The 19,852-nt window shown below is 60.3% G+C and carries 14 protein-coding genes, 2 tRNA genes and 1 pseudogene; 6 read left to right on the top strand and 11 right to left on the bottom strand.

What is annotated here, in order from left to right; translation table 11 throughout:
- Positions 1-183 precede the first annotated feature (183 nt).
- The 7 genes from EKK30_RS13600 to tig form a co-directional block, all read right to left on the bottom strand.
- A complete protein-coding gene (locus EKK30_RS13600; protein WP_290985995.1) occupies positions 184-690 on the bottom strand; it encodes a DUF1993 family protein in 507 nt (168 codons plus the stop codon).
- 93 nt (positions 691-783) lie between these two features.
- A tRNA-Val gene (locus EKK30_RS13595) sits at positions 784-858 on the bottom strand.
- Positions 859-952: 94 nt separating this feature from the next.
- On the bottom strand, positions 953-1,231 hold the full coding sequence (locus tag EKK30_RS13590) for an HU family DNA-binding protein (RefSeq protein ID WP_013948531.1): 279 nt from the start codon (positions 1,229-1,231) through the stop codon (positions 953-955).
- Between the two features lie 248 nt (positions 1,232-1,479).
- On the bottom strand, positions 1,480-3,906 hold the full coding sequence (gene lon, locus EKK30_RS13585) for an endopeptidase La (protein ID WP_290985993.1): 2,427 nt from the start codon (positions 3,904-3,906) through the stop codon (positions 1,480-1,482).
- A gap of 274 nt (positions 3,907-4,180) precedes the next feature.
- On the bottom strand, positions 4,181-5,431 hold the full coding sequence (gene clpX / locus EKK30_RS13580) for an ATP-dependent Clp protease ATP-binding subunit ClpX (RefSeq protein WP_290985992.1): 1,251 nt from the start codon (positions 5,429-5,431) through the stop codon (positions 4,181-4,183).
- Between the two features lie 340 nt (positions 5,432-5,771).
- The gene (locus EKK30_RS13575) at positions 5,772-6,425 is read right to left on the bottom strand and encodes an ATP-dependent Clp protease proteolytic subunit (protein WP_290985991.1); all 654 of its coding nucleotides are present in this window, start codon (positions 6,423-6,425) and stop codon (positions 5,772-5,774) included.
- 98 nt (positions 6,426-6,523) lie between these two features.
- Positions 6,524-7,882 (bottom strand): trigger factor, encoded by a 1,359-nt coding sequence (gene tig / locus EKK30_RS13570; protein WP_290985990.1) that lies wholly within the window; start codon positions 7,880-7,882, stop codon positions 6,524-6,526.
- A 478-nt stretch (positions 7,883-8,360) separates the two neighbouring features.
- Between tig and fdnG the strand changes: the two genes are divergently transcribed.
- Genes fdnG through fdhE form a run of 4 tightly spaced genes read left to right on the top strand, consistent with a single transcriptional unit; the run spans position 8,361 to position 13,999 of the window.
- Positions 8,361-11,432, top strand: coding sequence for a formate dehydrogenase-N subunit alpha (gene fdnG, locus EKK30_RS13565; RefSeq protein ID WP_290985989.1), 3,072 nt, complete (start codon positions 8,361-8,363; stop codon positions 11,430-11,432).
- Between the two features lie 11 nt (positions 11,433-11,443).
- On the top strand, positions 11,444-12,391 hold the full coding sequence (gene fdxH, locus EKK30_RS13560; RefSeq protein WP_290985988.1) for a formate dehydrogenase subunit beta: 948 nt from the start codon (positions 11,444-11,446) through the stop codon (positions 12,389-12,391).
- Positions 12,388-13,059 (top strand): formate dehydrogenase subunit gamma, encoded by a 672-nt coding sequence (locus EKK30_RS13555; protein ID WP_290985987.1) that lies wholly within the window; start codon positions 12,388-12,390, stop codon positions 13,057-13,059. Before fdxH ends, EKK30_RS13555 begins: the two co-directional genes overlap by 4 nt.
- Positions 13,060-13,069: 10 nt before the next feature.
- The gene (gene fdhE / locus EKK30_RS13550) at positions 13,070-13,999 is read left to right on the top strand and encodes a formate dehydrogenase accessory protein FdhE (RefSeq protein ID WP_290985986.1); all 930 of its coding nucleotides are present in this window, start codon (positions 13,070-13,072) and stop codon (positions 13,997-13,999) included.
- A 2-nt stretch (positions 14,000-14,001) separates the two neighbouring features.
- On the opposite strand, the gene EKK30_RS13545 is transcribed toward fdhE, so the two are convergent.
- Complete coding sequence (locus tag EKK30_RS13545) at positions 14,002-15,069, bottom strand: permease (RefSeq protein ID WP_290985985.1); 1,068 nt, start codon at positions 15,067-15,069, stop codon at positions 14,002-14,004.
- A 131-nt stretch (positions 15,070-15,200) separates the two neighbouring features.
- Here EKK30_RS13545 and selD point away from each other — a divergent pair, with 131 nt between their 5' ends.
- Entirely contained in the window at positions 15,201-16,247 is a 1,047-nt protein-coding gene (gene selD, locus EKK30_RS13540; protein ID WP_290985983.1) for a selenide, water dikinase SelD, read from the top strand.
- Between the two features lie 34 nt (positions 16,248-16,281).
- Here selD and EKK30_RS13535 read toward each other — a convergent pair.
- Positions 16,282-16,377: transfer RNA gene (locus EKK30_RS13535), tRNA-Sec, on the bottom strand.
- Between the two features lie 18 nt (positions 16,378-16,395).
- On the opposite strand from EKK30_RS13535, the gene EKK30_RS13530 reads away from it, so the two are divergent.
- The gene (locus tag EKK30_RS13530) at positions 16,396-16,566 is read left to right on the top strand and encodes a hypothetical protein (RefSeq protein ID WP_290985982.1); all 171 of its coding nucleotides are present in this window, start codon (positions 16,396-16,398) and stop codon (positions 16,564-16,566) included.
- Here the strand turns inward: EKK30_RS13530 and selB are convergent.
- Together selB and selA are read right to left on the bottom strand one after the other, a co-directional pair.
- Positions 16,495-18,327: pseudogene (gene selB, locus EKK30_RS13525) on the bottom strand (selenocysteine-specific translation elongation factor); the annotation flags it as partial. The gene EKK30_RS13530 and the pseudogene selB overlap by 72 nt on opposite strands.
- A 23-nt stretch (positions 18,328-18,350) precedes the next feature.
- The gene (selA, locus tag EKK30_RS13520; RefSeq protein WP_290985981.1) at positions 18,351-19,757 is read right to left on the bottom strand and encodes an L-seryl-tRNA(Sec) selenium transferase; all 1,407 of its coding nucleotides are present in this window, start codon (positions 19,755-19,757) and stop codon (positions 18,351-18,353) included.
- Positions 19,758-19,852 lie beyond the last annotated feature (95 nt).

Genomic DNA, 19,852 nt, shown 5'->3' with positions numbered 1-19,852 from the left:
TTGAACCCGCGGCCTCCGCCGTGACAGGGCGGCGCTCTAACCAACTGAGCTACTCCCGCAATCCAGAAAGTGACGGGCGCCGAAGCGCCCGCCGTCACAGGGTCGAGATACGTGATGGGCGACCCGGCGTCAAGCCAGAGTTCCGCCCTGTGACGCGGAATTCCTCGAGCGGCCGCCCAACCCTTATCGCCGCGGAACAAAATCGCGTTTTCCGATCTCTATGCCGTTGTGCCGCAGGATGTCGTAGGCCGTCGCGCAGTGGAAATAGAAGTTGGGAAAGGCAACGTGGAGCAGGTAATCGCGACCGCTGAGCGTCACCTCCTGACCGCCGACTTTCAAGGTCAGCTGACGATCTTCGGCGCCCGTAAACTGCTCAGGTTTGTAGCCGCTAAGGAGCGCCTGGATCTTCGCGATCCGCTCCTTGAGTTCGGGCAGGGTGGTTTCCGTGTCGGGGAAGCTCGGCACTTCGGTGCCCGCGAGGCGCGCGGGAGCTGCCTTTGCGAAATCCGTCGCGAGCTGTACCTGGCGGGTCAAGTTGAACATGTCCGGGTAAAGGCGCGAACCGAGCAGGACCGCAAAGTCGAACTTCTTGGCGGCTGCTTGCTCGGCCGCTTTGTCGAGAATGGCTTCGAGCGCGGCCAGCTGCTTTTGGAACGTCGGGATCGCGACGTCGTACATAGAGACGGACATGGTTGGACTTTCTTCGCTATTGCGGACGAAGCGTCAGGTAAGATGCAAGCAGGTCTGCTTCAACGGCCGGCTTGATTTGAAAGCCGCGGAAAATGGTGGGCGGTGAGAGGGTCGAACTCCCGACATCCTCGGTGTAAACGAGGCGCTCTACCACTGAGCTAACCGCCCGACGCGCTCTTGCTAGTCCGTCTGCAAAAGGCTGTCAAAACAATCACGCGCGCCACAGTGCAGCGCGCGTGCGAAATTTTCGGAGAGCGTTGGATCAGTTGATGTTCAGCGCGTCCTTCAGGCCCTTGGCGGGCGTGAACTTCGGCACGCGCGAGGCCGGGATCTGGATCGTCTTGCCTGTCGCCGGGTTGCGGCCTTCGCGCGCCTTACGGGCAGCGACCTTGAAAGTTCCGAAATCGGGGATGCGCACCTCGTGACCGTCCTTCATCGCGGCGCGAATGTGGGCGAGAACGGCATCCACGACGCCGCTCGCCTTTTCCTTCGTCAGCTCGCAATCCCGGGCAACGGCATCAATCAAATCTTTCTTGCTCATCTCGTAGTTCCTCTAGGTGTGGGAGGTGGGGCTTCGGTTGGAATGCTCGAAGCCGGAGGCGGCCAAATTGGGGGTTTGGGGCCGCGCATGGGGCGTTAGAAGCGCCCAATCGCCCCGCCCGTCAAGCACAAAAAGCCCGTATTTCCGGACAAAAGCGCCTGTTTATGCTCGGTTTGCGCAAAAGAAAAATGCCTCTGCACTTTTTCAGCACAGAGGCATCTCGATAGTAAGTTTAACGTCTGCGACGATCAGTGCGCGGTGATCCGCGCACCACCCTTGCCAGCATCTTTGGCTTCGAGAGCCTCGGCTTCGGCCGCCTCATCCCAGGTGATTGCCTCCGGGACGCGAACAAGAGCCAGCTTCAAAACTTCATCCAGGCGCGAAACCGGGATGACGTCCATCTTGGTCAACACTTCGTTCGGAATTTCAGCCAAATCCTTCCGATTTTCTTCCGGAATGACAACTGTTTTGATTCCGCCGCGAAGTGCCGCAAGCAGCTTCTCCTTGAGGCCGCCGATCGGCAGCACCCGACCACGGAGCGTGATTTCGCCCGTCATCGCTACGTCCTTACGGACAGGAATGCCCGTCAGAACGGAAATGATGGCGGTCGTCATCGCGATGCCCGCAGACGGACCATCCTTGGGCGTGGCGCCTTCCGGCACGTGCACGTGGATGTCGCGCTTCTCGAACAAAGACGGATGGATGCCGAAGTCGACCGAGTGCGAGCGCACGTAGGCATTCGCAGCCTGGATCGATTCCTTCATCACATCGCGCAGGTTGCCAGTGACGGTCATCCTGCCCTTGCCCGGCATCATCACGCCTTCGATCGTCAGCAGCTCGCCGCCGACTTCCGTCCAGGCGAGCCCCGTCACGATGCCAACCTGATCCTCGAGTTCGGCTTCGCCGTAACGGTACTTCGGCACGCCGAGGAAGTCGTGGACGTTGTCGGTGGTCACCAGGATGGAGGTCTTCGACGACGTCAGGATCTCCTTCACCGCTTTACGTGCCAGCTTGGCGATTTCACGTTCGAGCGAACGTACGCCTGCTTCGCGCGTGTAACGGCGAATGACTTCCTTCAGGGCGCTGTCCTCGACCGTCCACTCGTTGGGCTCAAGGCCGTGAGCGGAAACCTGCTCGGGAATGAGGTGGCGCTTGGCGATCTCGAGCTTCTCGTCCTCCGTATAGCCAGCGAGCCTAATGATCTCCATACGGTCCATCAGGGCCGGCGGGATGTTCAAGGTGTTGGCCGTCGTCACGAACATCACATTCGAGAGGTCGTAATCGACTTCGAGGTAATGGTCGTTGAAGGTCTGGTTCTGTTCCGGATCGAGCACCTCAAGCAGAGCCGCTGCCGGATCGCCGCGGAAGTCCTGACCCATCTTGTCGATCTCGTCCAAGAGGAAGAGCGGGTTCGTCCGCTTTGCCTTCTTCATGGACTGAATGACCTTGCCCGGCATCGAGCCGATGTAGGTCCGACGGTGGCCACGGATTTCCGCTTCGTCGCGAACGCCGCCGAGCGACATGCGCACGAACTCACGGCCGGTCGCATTTGCGATCGACTTGCCGAGCGAAGTCTTGCCGACGCCGGGAGGGCCGACGAGGCACAGAATCGGGCCTTTTAGTTTGTTGGTGCGCGCCTGGACCGCGAGGTACTCGAGGATGCGCTCTTTGACCTTTTCGAGGCCATAGTGCTCCTGGTCGAGGATCTGCTGAGCTTCGGCGATGTCCTTCTTGACCTTGCCCTTGATGCCCCACGGGATCGAAAGCAGCCAATCGAGATAGTTGCGCACGACGGTCGCTTCGGCAGACATCGGCGACATCTGCTTGAGCTTCTTCAACTCAGCCAGCGCCTTGTCCTTGGCTTCCTTCGAGAGCTTCGTGTTCTCGATCTTTTCCTCGAACTCGGCAATGTCGTCACGCTCGTCAGAGTCGCCGAGCTCCTTCTGAATGGCCTTCATCTGCTCATTCAGATAGTACTCGCGCTGCGTCTTCTCCATCTGGCGCTTGACGCGCGAACGGATCTTGCGCTCGACCTGCAGGACCGAGATCTCGCTTTCCATGAGCGTGTAGACGCGCTCTAGCCGCTCGGAAATGCTGGCGGTTTCGAGCACATCCTGCTTGTCGGAAATCTTCACTGCGAGATGCGAGGCAATCGTGTCAGCGAGCTTGGCGTAATCTTCGATCTGGCCGACGTTGCTTAGAACCTCGGGCGAGACCTTCTTGTTGAGCTTCACGTAGCTCTCGAACTGGGTCACGACAGAACGCGCCAGCGCCTCAAGCTCGTCCTTGGCGCCGGGAACTTCCACGACGCGTTCGACCTCAGCTTCGAAGTAATTGGCGTTTGCCGTGTAGCGCGTGACCTTGGCGCGCGCATTGCCCTCGACGAGGACTTTCACGGTCCCGTCGGGAAGCTTCAGAAGCTGAAGGACGGACGCGAGCGTGCCGATCTCGTAGATGGCATCGGGCGCCGGATCATCGTCACTCGCGTTCTTCTGAGCGGCAAGCAGGATCTGCTTGTCGGCGCGCATGACTTCTTCAAGCGCGGCAATCGACTTCTCGCGGCCAACGAACAGCGGCACGACCATGTAAGGGAAAACGACGATGTCGCGGAGCGGGAGAACCGGAAACAGCTCTTTTCCGCTGGCCTTTTCCTTGGTCTTCTTATCTTCGCTCATTTCACTACCTTATCCGCCGCGTGCCGGAAGTCTTCCATAACATCGCGGCACATTCCACACCCGTTCCACTTTTTGAGCCACGCGTCCCGTCCCTTTTTGTGGCGGCGGGTTACATGCTCGTGAGCGCGAGCGCGGGGTGAGACCCAAGCACTAGGCACCGATTTTCGGAGAAATAACGGCTGGCTGCTTGACGCCACTCCCTCCGAACAAATGGGGACCGCCGTCCCGCAAACAAGTCCCGGGGCAAGCCCCCCGGGACATCACAATCGTCGCGCTACGCTGTGGAGCCCTTTTCCTCCGCGCGATCCGAGTAGATCCGAAGGGGCTTCGCCGATCCCTCCACGACCTCCGGACCAATCACCACTTCCTCGACGCCCTTGAGGGTCGGCAGGTCGTACATCGTGTCGAGCAGGATGCCTTCCATGATCGACCGAAGGCCGCGAGCACCGGTTTTGCGCTCGATCGCCTTGCGCGAGATCGCCCGGAGAGCCTCGAGCGTGATCGTCAGCTTGACGTCCTCCATCTCGAAGAGACGCTGGTACTGCTTGACGATCGCATTCTTTGGCTCGGTCAGGATCTGGACGAGAGCTGCCTCGTCGAGGTCCTCCAGCGTCGCGATCACCGGCAGACGGCCGATGAACTCGGGGATGAGACCGAACTTCAGCAGATCTTCCGGCTCGACATTGCGGAGGATCTCGCCGGTGCGGCGTTCATCGGGGCCGGTGACGCGGGCCTGGAAGCCGATCGACGAGCCCTTGCCACGACGCGAAATGATCTTCTCGAGGCCGGCGAAAGCGCCGCCACAGATGAAGAGGATGTTCGTCGTGTCGACCTGCAGGAATTCCTGCTGCGGATGCTTGCGGCCGCCCTGCGGCGGCACGGAAGCGACCGTGCCTTCCATGATCTTCAACAGCGCCTGCTGCACACCTTCGCCGGAGACATCGCGCGTGATCGACGGGTTGTCGGACTTGCGGCTGATTTTGTCGACTTCGTCGATGTAGACGATGCCGCGCTGCGCCCGCTCGACATTATAGTCGGCAGCCTGCAGCAGCTTCAGGATGATGTTCTCGACGTCTTCGCCAACGTATCCCGCTTCGGTAAGCGTGGTGGCGTCCGCCATCGTGAAAGGAACGTCGAGGATGCGGGCCAGCGTCTGCGCGAGCAACGTCTTACCCGAACCCGTCGGACCGACGAGCAGGATGTTCGACTTCGCGAGTTCCACGTCGTTGTTCTTCGAGGCGTGGTTCAGACGCTTGTAGTGATTATGGACCGCGACCGAGAGAACGCGCTTGGCGTGGTACTGGCCAATGACGTAGCTATCGAGAACATTGCAAATCTCCTGCGGCGTCGGCACGCCGTCGCGGGATTTGACGAGGGTGTTCTTGTTCTCTTCGCGGATGATATCCATGCAAAGTTCGACGCATTCATCGCAGATGAATACCGTCGGACCAGCAATCAGTTTGCGAACCTCATGCTGGCTCTTGCCGCAGAAAGAGCAGTAGAGCGTGTTCTTCTCTTGAGCCATCTGTTCTCACCTTCCGTGCAAGACTCACCATGACGATGTTCTTGCTTTGGCCCGCTAGTCACGCCCGGCGCTGAGCCGATTCTGCGGCGGCGTGAACTTCATAACCAACTTGAGCACGCTATCGTTCAGCAGATCAAGATTGGATTAATGGAGCCTACCCGGCCACAGCTCGCAAGCGGCGCTATTGCCACAGTTGATAAACGAGCCGGCAACACAGGCTTTTCAATGCGAGCATTTACCTAAACACATCCGCTGAGTGCAGCGTTTGTTCTCCAGGCGGGCGTCACATCGCCCGCCTATCCACAGTTGTCGAAACCATTGAAGTTGCGGCTACAGCCACTTAGTCGCCCATCTTGCCGGTCTCAAAGACACCGGCGTCGACTTCGTCACGAGTCTCGAGAACCTTGTCGATGAGGCCGAAATCGCGGGCTTGTTCGGCGGTCATGAAGTAGTCGCGGTCGAGCGTCTTATCAATCATCTCGTAGGTCTGACCTGTGTGCTTCACATAGGTCTCGTTGAGGCGGCGCTTCATCTTGATGATGTCTTCGGCGTGACGCTCGATGTCGGACGCCTGACCGGAGAACCCGCCCGAGGGCTGGTGGACCATCACGCGCGCATTCGGGAGCGCATAGCGCATACCCTTGGCGCCAGCACAAAGCAGCAACGAACCCATGGACGCCGCCTGACCGATGCAGAGCGTCGCCACGGCCGGCTTCACGAACTGCATGGTGTCGTAGATCGCCATACCCGCCGTAACGACCCCGCCCGGCGAGTTGATGTACATCGAGATTTCTTTTTTCGGGTTTTCCGACTCTAGGAACAGCAGCTGCATGCAGATCGAAGCAGCCATGTGGTCTTCGACGGGCCCCGTCACGAAGATGATGCGTTCCTTGAGAAGGCGCGAGGGAAGGTCGTAGCCACGCTCGCCGCGCGTCGTTTGCTCGACAACCATCGGCCAGAAGGTGTTCGTCACGGTATTGATCGGATCGCGCATCGCCTTCGTTCTTTCCTCGTTTCGGCAGGTGGCCCGATGGCCTCCCGCCAGACTCGCACGCATTAGCTCGTTAGTCAGATGAAGCCGCTCAATGCAGCTTACTCTTCGGTGGCTTCCTCGACGGCCTTCTGAAGTTCGTCGCGCGTCACTTTCTTCTCGGTCGGCTTCGCTGCATCGATAACAAAGTCGATGACCTTGTCCTCAAAGATCGGAGCACGAAGTTCGGCGAGGGCGCCCGGCGTCTTCTCGTAGTATTCGTAGACCTGCTTTTCCCGCCCCGGATAACGACGTGCCTGCTCGACGAGAGCCCGGCGCAGCTCATCCTGCGAAACCTGCAGATTGTTCTTTTCGCCGATCTCTCCGATCACCAGCCCAAGACGCACGCGGCGCTCGGCGAGTTTGCGGTATTCGGCACGCGCTTCTTCTTCGGTTTTGCCTTCGTCGGCGAAGGTCTTGTTCGTGGCTTTCAGATTGTTCTCGAGCTGGGTCCATATATTGTCGAATTCGAAATCGACAAGAGAGGGCGGCAGCTCGAACGTATGGGCGGCGTCGAGCGCATCGAGAATTTCGCGCTTCAATTTCGTCCGCGACGCCTGCTCGTACTCGCGCTTGATCTGCTCGGAAATGAACCCGCGGAGTTGCTCAAGACTTTCGGCGCCGACGCCCTTGGCGAACTCTTCGTCCACGGCCGGCGTGCGCGGCTTGGAAACGCCTTTTACCTTCACGTCGAACTCGGCTGTTTTGCCGGCAAGAGCGGCGACGGGATAATCGTCGGGGAAGGTGGCGCTGACGACCTTTTCATCGCCGGCCTTCATGCCGACGACGCCTTCCTCGAAGCCTGGGATGAACTGCTTCTTGCCGATCACCAGGCTTTGGCCCTCGGCGGTGCCGCCTTCGAAGGCTTCACCGTCGATTTTGCCGACGAAATCCATCGCAACGAGATCGCCTTCGCTAGCGGCGCGGCCTTCTTCGACGTCATAGGCCGTGTTTCGCTCAGCGAGGTTTGCTAGCGCCTTGTCGAGCGCCGCATCATCAACGTCGGTCACGAGTTTCTCGAGCTTCAGCGACGAGAGGTCGGCCAGCGGGATGGGCGGCAGGACCTCGAACGACATGTTGTATGAGAGATCGCTTTGGCCGTTGGCGATCTTCTCGAAGGTCTCCTCGTTGAAGTCGACGAGTTCGACCTTGGGCTGCTGTGCCGGACGCTCGTTGCGGTCCTTGATCGCCTTGACGCTCGTGTCGTTGAGCGTCTGCTCCATGACTTCCTGCATCAAGGACTTGCCGTAAAGCTTCTTCAGGTGCGCCACCGGAACCTTGCCGCGACGGAAACCCTTGATCTGCACCCGATCCTTGAGCTCATCGAGCCGCGATGCGAAGCGCTCGCTGAGTTCCGCCTGCCCGACAACAACCTGCAGCGTGCGCTTCAAACCTTCTCGTGCCGTTTCCGTGACTTGCATCGTCCGTGTCCTGATTGGAGGTCGAAGCGCGCCTTCGGACCTCGCTCGACCAACTATTTAGGGAGCCGCCGATGGATCAACAAAGCGTCGATCTGCCGACTGCCGCAACTCTCGTGCGGACAGAAATCAGCCCCCACAGATATTGCTTTGAATTTGCTACGTTTTTTAAACTGCCGCATGTCACGGACACGCAGTCGTTCCCTAGGGGGAACGCCCGCATCGCGCGCCTGGAAGCCTATGCGGAGGCTTAAACAGCCTTTCGGGCAGATTGGCAATACGCTGTCGTAAAGACGAAAAAATGGGCTTTGGAGGTGCTCCTCGCCTCCCGCCGCTCGATGAGTGGCATTCCCGCGTCCGGCGGCCCGCCTGATTTCGTTCCTGCAGTGCTGCGGCCAAATTCTCCTATGCGCTGTGAGGGGTGTACCGCCGATATTGAATGCTGTTACAGATCAGGGGTGCGGATTACGGAGGTCCTCCAATGGATCTGACACGACGCGGCTTCATAAAGCTCACCGGCGCAAGCCTGGCGACCTCGAGCCTGAGCGCGCTTGGGTTCGGCGGCAGTGGTGCGGCGCTGGCGGAAGCGGTCCGGCCTTTCAAGCTGACGCACGCCAAGGAAACGCGGAACACCTGCACCTACTGCTCGGTCGCTTGCGGCATCCTGATCTACACGCTCGGCGACGGCGCCAAGAATGCGCGCTCAGATATCATTCACATCGAGGGCGACCCGGATCACCCCGTTAATCGCGGGACGCTCTGCCCCAAGGGCTCAGCTCTTCTCGATATCGTGCACGCGCCAACCCGGCTGCAGGTCCCGAAGTACCGCGCGCCGGGATCGAGCGAGTTCAAGGAAGTCAGCTGGGACTGGGCGCTCAATCGCATCGCGCGCCTTATGAAGGACGATCGCGACAAAAATTTCATCGCCAAGAACGCGCAGGGCACGACCGTCAACCGATGGCTGACCACGGGCATGCTGGCGGCGTCGGCCTCATCGAGCGAAACATCCTACCTCACGTGGAAAGTCGCCCGTTCATTCGGGATGCTGGTCTTCGACAATCAAGCACGTGTCTGACACGGACCGACGGTGGCCAGTCTGGCTCCAACATTCGGTCGCGGCGCAATGACCAATACTTGGCAGGATATCAAGAATGCCAATTTGGTCGTGGTGATGGGCGGAAACGCCGCTGAAGCGCATCCTTGTGGCTTCAAGTGGGTCATAGAAGCGAAAATCGAGAACGGTGCGAAGCTGGTCGTCGTCGACCCGCGCTTCACGCGCACGGCGTCCGTTGCCGACTACTATGCGCCGATCCGGCCCGGGACCGATATTGCGTTCCTGTCGGGCGTCATCCGCTATTTGCTCGAAAACGAGAAGATACAGCGCGAATACGTGCGCGCCTACACGAACGCCAGTCTCATCGTGAAGGAAGGATACGGTTTCGAGGACGGCCTCTTCAGCGGCTACGATCACGAGAAGGGCCAATACGAGAAGTCGACCTGGGACTACGAGCTTGACGAGCAGGGATTTGCGAAAGTGGACGATACGTGGGAGCACCCGCGTTCGGTCATGGCGCTTCTTCGCAAGCACGTCGCCCGGTACACGCCTGAGATGGTTTCGCGCATCTGCGGAACGCCGCAGGACAAGTTCCTGCACATCTGCGAGCTGATCGCTGAGACGTCGGCTCCCGACAAAGCCATGACGAGCCTGTTTGCGCTCGGCTGGACGCAGCATTCCGTCGGCTCGCAAAATATTCGCACGATGGCGATGGTTCAGCTTCTGCTCGGAAACATCGGCGTTGCCGGCGGCGGCATGAATGCCCTTCGCGGCCATTCGAACATTCAAGGATTGACTGACGTCGGGCTCTTGTCGAACCAAATGCCCGGCTACATGACGCTGCCAAAAGACAGCGAAGTGACCTTCGACGATTACATGAAGACGCGGCAGTTCAAGCCGTTGCGCCCGAACCAGACGAGCTATTGGCAGAACTACAAGAAGTTCTTCGTCAGCTTTCAAAAGTCCATGTTCGGTGACGCTGCGACGGCTGAAAACAATTGGGCTTACGACTGGCTGCCCAAACTCGACGTGCCGCTCTACGACATCATCAAGGCGTTCGAGATGATGAACCACGGGCAGATGAACGGCTACATCTGTCAGGGTTTCAATCCGCAGCAGGCGTTCCCGGATCGCGGCAAGATTCGCAGAGGGCTTTCGAAGCTGAAGTTTCTAGTCACGATGGATCCGCTCGACACGGAGACGTCGCGATTCTGGGAAAACTTCGGACCGCAGAACCCCGCCGATTCCGCAGCGATCCAAACAGAAGTCTTCCAGCTACCCACCACGTGCTTTGCGGAAGAGAACGGCTCTCTCGTCAACTCGGCGCGCTGGCTGCAATGGCACTGGAAGGCCGCCGACGCTCCCGGGCAGGCGATGTCAGACATCTGGATCATGTCCGGCATCTTCCATCGCATGCGCGAACTCTACCGCACCGAAGGCGGGGTATTCCCGGATCCGATCCTCAACTTGACCTGGAACTACACGGATCCCACCGACCCTGATCCGGAAGAACTGGCGAAGGACATGAACGGTCGCGCGCGGGCCGATCTGACCGATCCTTCCGGGGCGGTCGTGAAGAAGGGCGGGCAGCTCCTCGATGGGTTCGCGCAGTTAAGCGACGACGGCACGACGGAATCGGGATGCTGGATCTTCTCGGGTTGCTGGACCGACAAAGGCAACCAGATGGCTCGACGCGACGCCACTGATCCGCGTGATCAGGGTATCGCTCCGCAGTGGGCGTGGGCCTGGCCCGCCAACCGGCGCATTCTCTACAATCGCGCCAGCGCGGACGTCGCGGGCAATCCGTGGAACCCCGCAAAGCCGATCATCCAGTGGGACGGCGCCAAATGGATCGGCATCGATGTCCCTGATTACGGGCCGACCGTAAAGCCGTCGGAGTCCGTTGGTCCCTTCATCATGAACGTCGAAGGCGTCGGTCGCTTGTTTGCCCGCGATCAGATGGTCGAAGGACCGTTCCCCGAGCATTACGAGCCGCTTGAATCACCTGCGATCAACGTGCTGCATCCAAAGGTGCAGTCGAACCCTGCTGTGCGGGTGTTCGCAGATGATCGCGCGGACTTCGGCACGCCATCCGAGTTCCCCTACGTGGCAACGACGTACCGGCTGACCGAGCATTTCCACTATTGGACGAAGCACGCCCGCATCAACGCGATCCTGCAGCCTCAGGAGTTTGTCGAGATCGGCGAGGCGCTCGCTCAAGAAAAGGGCATCGCGCAGGGAAGCTGGGTTCGAGTGAGGTCAAAGCGCGGCTTCATCGTGTGCAAGGCCTATGTAACCAAGCGCATAAAGCCGCTGACCGTTGACGGCAAACCGACCCATGTCATCGGCGTGCCGCTGCACTGGGGCTTCACCGGACAGGCGAGGAAAGGCTACGGCGCCAACACCCTTACGCCCTCCGTCGGCGACGCCAATACGCAAACACCCGAGTTCAAGGCGTTCCTCGTCAACGTCGAGAGCGTCAACGGTCCGGAGGCCTGACGGAGCAGCCGATGTCCAATCTCCAGTCACAGGATTACATCCGCATCTCGGCTACGACCGTCACGCCGCCTGCCGCGCGCTCGTGGGAAGACCAGGTCGCCAAGCTTATCGACGTGACACGCTGCATCGGCTGCAAGGCTTGTCAGGCCGCATGCATGGAGTGGAACAATCTGCGGGATGAAGTCGGCTTCTTCGAAGGGACTTACGACAATCCCTTGGACCTCGACCCGCACACCTGGACGCTCATGCGTTTCACCGAGTACGAAAATCCCAAAGGCGATCTGGAGTGGCTGATCCGCAAGGACGGCTGCATGCACTGCGAGGACCCGGGATGCCTCAATGCCTGCCCCGCGCCCGGCGCGATCGTGCAATATGCCAATGGCATCGTGGACTTTATCAGCGAGAATTGCATCGGCTGCGGCTACTGCGTGAAGGGCTGCCCGTTCAACATCCCGCGCATCAGTCAGGCGGACCACAAGTCCTACAAATGCACGCTCTGTTCCGACCGCGTTGCGGCCAGCCTCGAGCCCGCCTGTGTCAAAGCCTGTCCGACTGGCGCGATCATGTTCGGCTCGAAGAAAGATATGACCGACTGGGCTGGGGAACGCGTCATCGATTTGAAGTCGCGTGGCTTCGAGAACGCGGGGCTTTATGATCCTCCGGGCGTAGACGGCACACACGTGATGTACGTGCTTCATCACGCGGATAAGCCTTCGATCTACGCCGGCCTGCCTGACCAACCGAAAATCAGCTCAACTGTCGAGTTCTGGAAAGGTCTTCTGAAGCCACTCGCCTTGGGCAGCATCGCGTTCGGCGTGGTTGCGGGCTTTGTGCATTGGATCACGGCAGGTCCCAACGAAGTGCAGCCAGAAGACGAGGCGGAAGCAAACCATCTATTGGCGTCAAAAGGCCGGCCGACCGCCGATCCGTCCCGCTCCATCGCGGAGGAGACGCCATGAGCTATCCGAAGGGCACCATCATCCGCAACAGCACGCCGGCGCGGCTCAACCATTGGCTCACGGCCGCCTGCTTCGTGCTGCTGACACTTTCCGGCCTGTCGATGTTCCATCCTCTGTTGTTCTGGCTATCGAGCCTATTTGGGGGCGGTCAGTGGACGCGCGCTATTCATCCATGGATCGGGGTCGTGTTGTTCGTGAGCTACTGCGGCCTCATCGTGCAGTATTTCAGGGATAACATCTGGCGGCGTGAAGACCTCGAGTGGCTGCGGGCGATCAATAAGGTGATCGTCAACAAGGAGGAAGGCGTCCCGGAGATCGGCCGCCTCAACGCGGGCCAGAAGTTCGTATTCTGGTCGATGGCGCTTCTCGTGCCAGCTCTGCTCCTGACGGGCTTGGTCATCTGGGAATATTATTTCGGGCGCGCGACGTCGATCGAGACTCAGCGCATCGCACTCCTCCTGCATTCCATGATGGCGATCGCGGCCATCCTCGTGTGGATCGTTCACGTCTACGCAGCCATCTGGGTTCGCGGCTCGATGCGCAGCATGACGCAAGGCTACGTGACGGCCGGCTGGGCTTGGCGCCACCATCGCAAGTGGTTCCGCGATCTTGTCGAGACCGATTCACCGGGACCGCGGCCCATCACGAACGAACGCGGCCGGAAATGAGGTTGGCAACGTGAGGCAGGGTGGCGCGCCACCGACCGGCAAGTGGGTTGGGAGCCCACAGGGTGGCGTTGCGACGCCGGAGCCTTTGCTGTTGCCCGATCCATCGACCCGCTTCGCAGCGACGGCTGATCGCCTTCGGACGCTCGCGGACGGCCATCCGATGCGGGAGTGGCTTCAGTTCATGGCACTTGTCGCCGATGGCCAGCATAAAGCAGCGACCACGCTTGCTGCTATCCCGGCGATTGATCCGTCCCTCATTGCGCAGTCGGTCGCCGCAAGAATTCCGCCGCTCGCCGCCGATGGGCACCACCGCCACGCGTCGTGGCGGAACGGACTTGCCGTGCTGCTGGATGCCCTTGAAGCACAGCCGCTGCCTGAGCCAGCGGTGGCGCTTAGCGCACGCATGCGTGCGCGATCAATCGACGAGATCGAAGATGTGGCGGACGACTTCCTGCGCGGAACGCTGAGTGTCGACGAGGCCGGGGCCGCGCTCTACGTAGCAGCAGCCCTGCAAGTGTATTTTGCGAAGCTTGCGGGCGGCCTCGACGCGACTGCACTTCGCCTGCTGCCGCAGCGTGGTCTCTGCCCCTGCTGCGGCTCCACGCCTGTCTCGGGTGTGATCACCGCGTCCGGCATCACGCCCGGCACGCGCTATCTCTACTGCTCGCTGTGTTCTACCGCGTGGAACCACGTGCGCGCGGTCTGCATCACGTGCGAAAGTTCCGGCAAGTTATCGCTCAAAGGAGTGGATGGCGGCTCTAGCGCCGTTCAGGCCGAGACGTGCGACGACTGCCGTACCTATGCGAAGATGCTCTATCAGGCCCGGGACACCAAGGTTGATCCCTATGCCGATGATCTCGCTTCGCTCGGTCTGGATATTCTCGTGTCAGAAGGCGACTGGGCGCGGCATGCGCCCAATCCGCTTCTTCTCGTTGGCTGATGTTAGAATTTCAAGGCCACGGCGAGCAGACCGCCGGCGATGCCGAAAAGCACGACGCTCGCCGATACGAACAGAAGCGTTTTGAGCCGAAACGAGCCTCCCACCATCGCAAGGGAAGGCAAGCTGACGGGCGGCAGCGTCAGCAGTAGCGCACCGGCCGGACCGACGCCCATGCCAAGCGCGAGCATCGCTTGAATGATCGGCACTTCACCGGCCGTCGGAATGACGAAAAGCATGCCGGCGACGGCGAACGCGACGATCCACCAGATCTCGTTACCGATGGCCGGACCGATCTCGGGGAACAAAAATGCGCGCGCGGCGCCCAGCGCCAAAACGAGGATGATGTATTCAGGAATAAGGCGGATGGCCATGCGCGTGAGAATTTCGAGCCAGCGTAGAAACGCATTGGGCGTATCCGAATCCGTCATTGCCGACTTCGCCGTCAACTCCGCAATTCTTGCTTCCGCGGCTTCCGCCTCCTTCGGCGTCACCATGAGATTCACGAGATAGCCGAGGCCGAATACCATCAGAATGCCAAGGACGACGCGAAGCGCGACCCAATTCCAACCCAGCACGAAGCCCATGAAGACCATCGTCGCCGGATTGAGAACGGTGTTGCCGAGCCAGAATGCAATCGCAGCGCCGGGCGAGGCCTCCCGCGCTCGCAGGCCCACGACGACCGGAGCTGCGCAACACGTGCACATCATGCTTGGTACGGACAGGATACCGGCCGTCGCGACGCTGCCAAATCCTGTGCGACCTAGGAGACGGGCAATCCAATCTGCGGGAAGAAGAGCCTGAATGGCCGAGCCAAGAAGGAGGCCAAGCACCATGGCTTGCCAGATCGCCTTACCGTAAGCGAGGGCGTAATTGAGGGCGGCATCCCACGACGGAGCTGGCGCGGCCGACGACGTCCCCATCAAAATGGAATTGCCAATCGAGTGATGCTCCGCCGCCAGAAAGGCCTTGTTGTAGTAGGGAAACCATTTCACGTAGAAGAGGCCGATGACAGCGACGGCGAGGAAGACCATCCATCTCATCGTCATGTCGGCTTGGCGAGTGGAATTCATCTTGCGCTCCGAACGGTGCATTTGGGCAAATGGTGCCGTGGCGACGGCGACAATGTCCACCTATATCCAAGTTTACGATGCGGCTTAGCGCCGTTCCAACCACGCCATCATCCTCAGACAAGGCAGGATACATGTCGGTGCCTACAATACGCTTGACCGATCTCGCGCACGGCGGCGGCTGCGGCTGCAAACTCGCGCCTTCCCTGCTGCAGGAATTACTTGCGAAGCAACCGGGCGGTAGCGCGTTCTCCCAACTTGTCGTCGGCACGGAGACCGGCGATGACGCGGCCGTATGGCAGATAGACGACAATCAATGCATCGTCGCGACCACCGACTTCTTCATGCCAATGGTCGATGATCCGCGCGATTTCGGCCGCATAGCTGCGGCCAACGCAATTTCCGATGTGTACGCGATGGGTGGCCGGCCGATCTTGGCATTGGCCATTCTCGGCATGCCTCTGGGAAAGCTTGCCGTCGAGACCGTTCGCGAGATCCTTTCGGGCGGCGCATCCATCTGCGCGGAGGCAGGGATCCCGATTGCCGGCGGCCATTCGATCGACTCGCCGGAGCCAATCTATGGACTGGCCGTCATAGGGCTTGTGAGCCCTTCGAATGTGCGACGAAACTCTGGTGCGAAGCCCGGAGATGCGTTGGTCCTGACCAAGGGTCTAGGCGTTGGCATTTATTCCGCTGCTTTCAAGAAGGAGAAGTTGCCGCCCGATGCGTACGCGGAATTGATGGCCACTACGACGCTCCTCAATCGCGTCGGGCAGGTGCTCGGTGAGGATGACGGCGTGCACGCGATAACCGACGTCACCGGCTTCGGCATTCTTGGGCACGCACTCGAGATGGCGCGGGGCAGCGGCGTCGCGATTGAACTCAGGGTCGCAGACTTGCCGATGCTGTCTCAGGCGCAAGCGCTCGCAGAAGCGGGCTTCATCACCGGAGCGTCAGGGCGGAATTGGTCGAGCTATGGTCACGACGTCGTCTTGCCGGATCGACTTCCGCAATGGCAGACGGCGCTACTGACCGACCCGCAGACGTCGGGCGGCCTTCTCATCGCCTGCGCGGGCGATCGCGCGGAAGAAATCCGCGGTCAAATTGAAAAGGCGGGTTACCCGATAGCACGCATCGTTGGTTCGGTGGTTCCAGGCGCGCCGCAAATTCTTGTTCGGTGAAGAACGCTCAAGACGTTTGCGTCTTGGGGAAAGTTGGCGGAGGAGAATGGGAGTCGAACCCACCAAGGGCAGGCTCGCTGCCCCACTCGGATTTGAAGTCCGAACGCCCCACCGGGGACGATTCTCCTCCGTTGTCGGCCGGCGACGAATGCATGACGTCACCAAACAAGTCCAGCCGATGCTCGTTCATGCGACGCAAGTCGCCCTTGCGCAGCGTCACGCCGTTGCGATCGAAGAACTCGAGGATTTGGATGGCGACCTTGCGGCCGTTGTTCAATCGATCCCTGAATTCCGCGGCGTTGAACCACCTCGTCTCTGACTTGGCAGCGAGATCAATGGCAATTTGCACCATCTCGCGAACAGTGTGACGCAGAAAAAAGTGGTCGTGAGCGATTTCATCCGCGCGGCCGAGCCGGCTCGCCGACTTCATGAGCCGTCGCACCTCTCGCTCGGGCATTCCCGCAGAGTTGGCGATGTCGCGCACGCGTGGGGGCCGAAAACGTTCCTCGCCGCCGAGTTGTCGAGCGATCGACGCCCATATTTCTTCATCGATGGGAGATAGACGCGATTGATGCGATGCCAAGCGGACGAAGGCACCGTCGAGCACGATGGCTCCGTTGTTCGTTATTCTTTGAATCGCGGCCTTGAATGCAGCCTTGGGGAGATGCGGCTCGACCGCCAGACGAAGTTGCTCGCGGCCAATGCCCTGAACATCTGGATTGCCGGAGTGGAACTGCGTTACGCGATCCGTCAAATTCGCGACGAAAGTTTGCCAGCGATCCGGCATCATAGCGGTGGCTGTTTCGCCGGCGGTCAACACCACGAGTTCCAGCGCGGATGCCGCGCATTCCGCCTGGGCCGACGAAAGTGCGCGATCACGGGCAAAGGCATTGAGGTCAGCGACGAAGGGCGGAGCGGACAGCAGCTTTGAGAATGCTTGCTCCGGATCGCCGATCGCCAAGGCATCGAGCTGGGCACGACGTTCAGCCGTTCGGCGCTTACGTGCGGGAGCACGGAGGTCGATGAATTTGCCGCCGCCGATCGTGCGTTGGGCAGATACGTCGCGGATGACGAAGCGATCGGGCACGGCTGCCGCGATCGGCCTATCGAGAACGAGCTGGACCATCGCGGTTGCGCCCGGAGGAATCGATTTATCGTCCAGGAGCACGATGCGCGCGCCGACTTCCGTCGCCGCATGATGCAAGCGCACGGGAAACCATTGCCCCAGCGCTTTTTCTTCGGACGACAGAACGCGAAGTACGGCGTCGATGCGATCGGTCGGCGCATGAAGCGACGGATCGACAACGACGTCGCCGCGTTGAATCGCGTCCTTGCTGATGGCGGGGCCAGCCAGATTGAGCGCGCAGCGGTCGCCAGCCCAGGCGATTTCTGCAGGCTTGTTCTGCGCGTGGATGGAACGCACTCGCGCTAGCAATCCCGATGGACTGATCTCGACGTTGGCACCGATGCCAACGAAGCCCGAAAGAACCGTTCCCGTCACAACGACGCCGACGCCGGCCAATGTGAAGACGCGGTCGATGGCCAGACGAAAGCGGCCTTCGGGCGAACGCGATGGGATCGCTTCTGCAACATTCACGAGGTAATCGCGTAAGTGGCCGATGCCCTCCCCCGTCAATGCCGAGACGGGCTTTATCTCCACGCCTTCGAGGTGGGTGCCGGCTACAGCGGCGCGAATTTCCGCCATCACTTCTGCGAGGCGCTCGGATGACACGAGATCGGCTTTTGTGAGCGCGATGACGCCGTGCGTTATGCCGAGCAGATCGAGAATGGCCAAATGCTCGCGCGTTTGAGGCTTCATGCCATCATCCGCCGCGATCACGAGCATCGCGAGATCGATGCCGCTCGCGCCGGCGAGCATGGTATGCACGAGACGCTCATGTCCGGGAACGTCAATGAAACCTAAGATCTTGCCATCGTTTGCCGGCATGTAGGCGAAGCCGAGATCAATCGTGATTCCTCGCGCCTTCTCTTCCTTCAGCCGATCGCCATCGACGCCAGTCAGGGCTTTGACCAGAGCCGTCTTACCGTGATCTATGTGTCCGGCAGTGCCGATGATCATTGGTGCGAAAGCCAGCCTACCGATTAGGCAGGATCATGGAGATTGAGGTTCGCGAGAACAGATAGAAACGCCGCTTCGTCGGTCAAACATCTGAGGTCGAGAATAAGGGCGCCATCCTCCAGACGGCCGATGACTGGACGTTCGAGACGCCGGAGATCAGTGCTCAGGCGCTCAAGAGCGAGGCCTCCCGAATTTGAGCTGATCGCCAGACAGAAACTGGCAATCGTATCGAGAGGTAGCGCGCCCGAGCCGATCTGGCTTTGACACTCGCGAGCCTGCACTGAAAAGCCCGGCCCCACAGCAGATTGAACCGCTGGGAGGATGCGTTTTGCCTGAGCCGCTATGTCGGCCTGCGGGCGCGCCAGGAGACGCAACGTCGGGAGACGCTCCGCCAGGCGGTCCGGATCGCGATAAAGCTTCAGCGTCGCTTCAATGGCGGCGAGCCTTATTTTATCGACGCGCAGCGCTCGCTTCATCGGATTGCGATTGATCGCGGCGATAAGCTCCCGCTTGCCGACGATGAATCCGGCCTGCGGGCCGCCCAGCAGCTTGTCACCGGAGAACGTCACGATATCGGCGCCCTCGCTGATGGCATCGCGGACCGTCGGCTCCCGCTTCAGTCCGAATTGGGACAGGTCGATGAGTGAGCCGGAGCCAAGATCGTTCATCAGCGGTACCCGCGCTTCAGTAGCGATTTCGGCGAGTTCGGGCGCCGCGACTTCCGTTGTGAAGCCCATGATGCGGTAGTTGGAGGTATGAACCTTCAAGATCACGCCCGTCGCGGCATTGACCGCGGAACGATAGTCGTTCGGATGGGTGCGATTGGTCGTCCCGACTTCGACGAGCTTCGCGCCGGCTCGGGACATGATGTCGGGCATGCGGAACGCGCCGCCAATTTCGATCAACTCGCCTCGCGAGACGATCGCTTCGCGTCCCCCGGCCAGGGTATTCAATGCCAGAAGCACAGCGGCGGCGTTATTGTTCACGACCGTTGCGTCTTCCGCGCCGGTGAGCTCGCGAAGGAGGGCGCGAATGTGATCATCGCGTTCTCCGCGCTTACCGTTGGAAAGATCGTATTCCAGCGCCACCGGGTCGCGCATTGCCGCAACGGCAGCTTCGATTGCGGCTTCAGCGATGAGGGCGCGGCCGAGATTGGTGTGAAGGACCGTACCCGTAAGATTGAAGAGTGGCCGCAAAGTCGAGCGGTCGTCGTTGGCAAGGCTCGCAAATGCGCGCTCGACGACCTTAGCCGTGCTCGGCGGATCGGAAGCGCCCGCTTTCAATTCCGCTCGAGCTTCGGAAAGCATGAGGCGAACTGCTGCGGTCGCTGCCTTCTGACCGAAACGCTCCAGGAGCAGGGCCGCTTCGTTGCTTTTCAGAACGGCATCAACAGAAGGTAGAGCGCGCAAGCGAGACGTCTTGGAATCCAATCGATCCTCGGGGCTAGATAAAGATCGCGTCCGCTATGCTAGCGATTTTCGGAATCCCCGTAAGAGGCAAACAGCCGAGAGCTTAACGGTTTGCT

It is taken from the genome of Hyphomicrobium sp., from assembly GCF_003987855.1.
Classification (GTDB): Bacteria; Pseudomonadota; Alphaproteobacteria; order Rhizobiales; family Hyphomicrobiaceae; genus Hyphomicrobium_B.
This window is presented reverse-complemented; position numbering and strand designations above follow the sequence as displayed.

What these genes read in the sequence shown, in the direction of transcription:
- EKK30_RS13600 (WP_290985995.1), bottom strand. Translation starts at nt 690, where the DNA reads ATGTCCGTCTCTATGTACGACGTCGCGATCCCGACGTTCCAAAAGCAG.
- EKK30_RS13590 (WP_013948531.1), bottom strand. Translation starts at nt 1,231, where the DNA reads ATGAGCAAGAAAGATTTGATTGATGCCGTTGCCCGGGATTGCGAGCTG.
- lon (WP_290985993.1), bottom strand. Translation starts at nt 3,906, where the DNA reads ATGAGCGAAGATAAGAAGACCAAGGAAAAGGCCAGCGGAAAAGAGCTG.
- clpX (WP_290985992.1), bottom strand. Translation starts at nt 5,431, where the DNA reads ATGGCTCAAGAGAAGAACACGCTCTACTGCTCTTTCTGCGGCAAGAGC.
- EKK30_RS13575 (WP_290985991.1), bottom strand. Translation starts at nt 6,425, where the DNA reads ATGCGCGATCCGATCAATACCGTGACGAACACCTTCTGGCCGATGGTT.
- tig (WP_290985990.1), bottom strand. Translation starts at nt 7,882, where the DNA reads ATGCAAGTCACGGAAACGGCACGAGAAGGTTTGAAGCGCACGCTGCAG.
- fdxH (WP_290985988.1), top strand. Translation starts at nt 11,444, where the DNA reads ATGTCCAATCTCCAGTCACAGGATTACATCCGCATCTCGGCTACGACC.
- EKK30_RS13555 (WP_290985987.1), top strand. Translation starts at nt 12,388, where the DNA reads ATGAGCTATCCGAAGGGCACCATCATCCGCAACAGCACGCCGGCGCGG.
- EKK30_RS13545 (WP_290985985.1), bottom strand. Translation starts at nt 15,069, where the DNA reads ATGAATTCCACTCGCCAAGCCGACATGACGATGAGATGGATGGTCTTC.
- selD (WP_290985983.1), top strand. Translation starts at nt 15,201, where the DNA reads ATGTCGGTGCCTACAATACGCTTGACCGATCTCGCGCACGGCGGCGGC.
- EKK30_RS13530 (WP_290985982.1), top strand. Translation starts at nt 16,396, where the DNA reads ATGCATGACGTCACCAAACAAGTCCAGCCGATGCTCGTTCATGCGACG.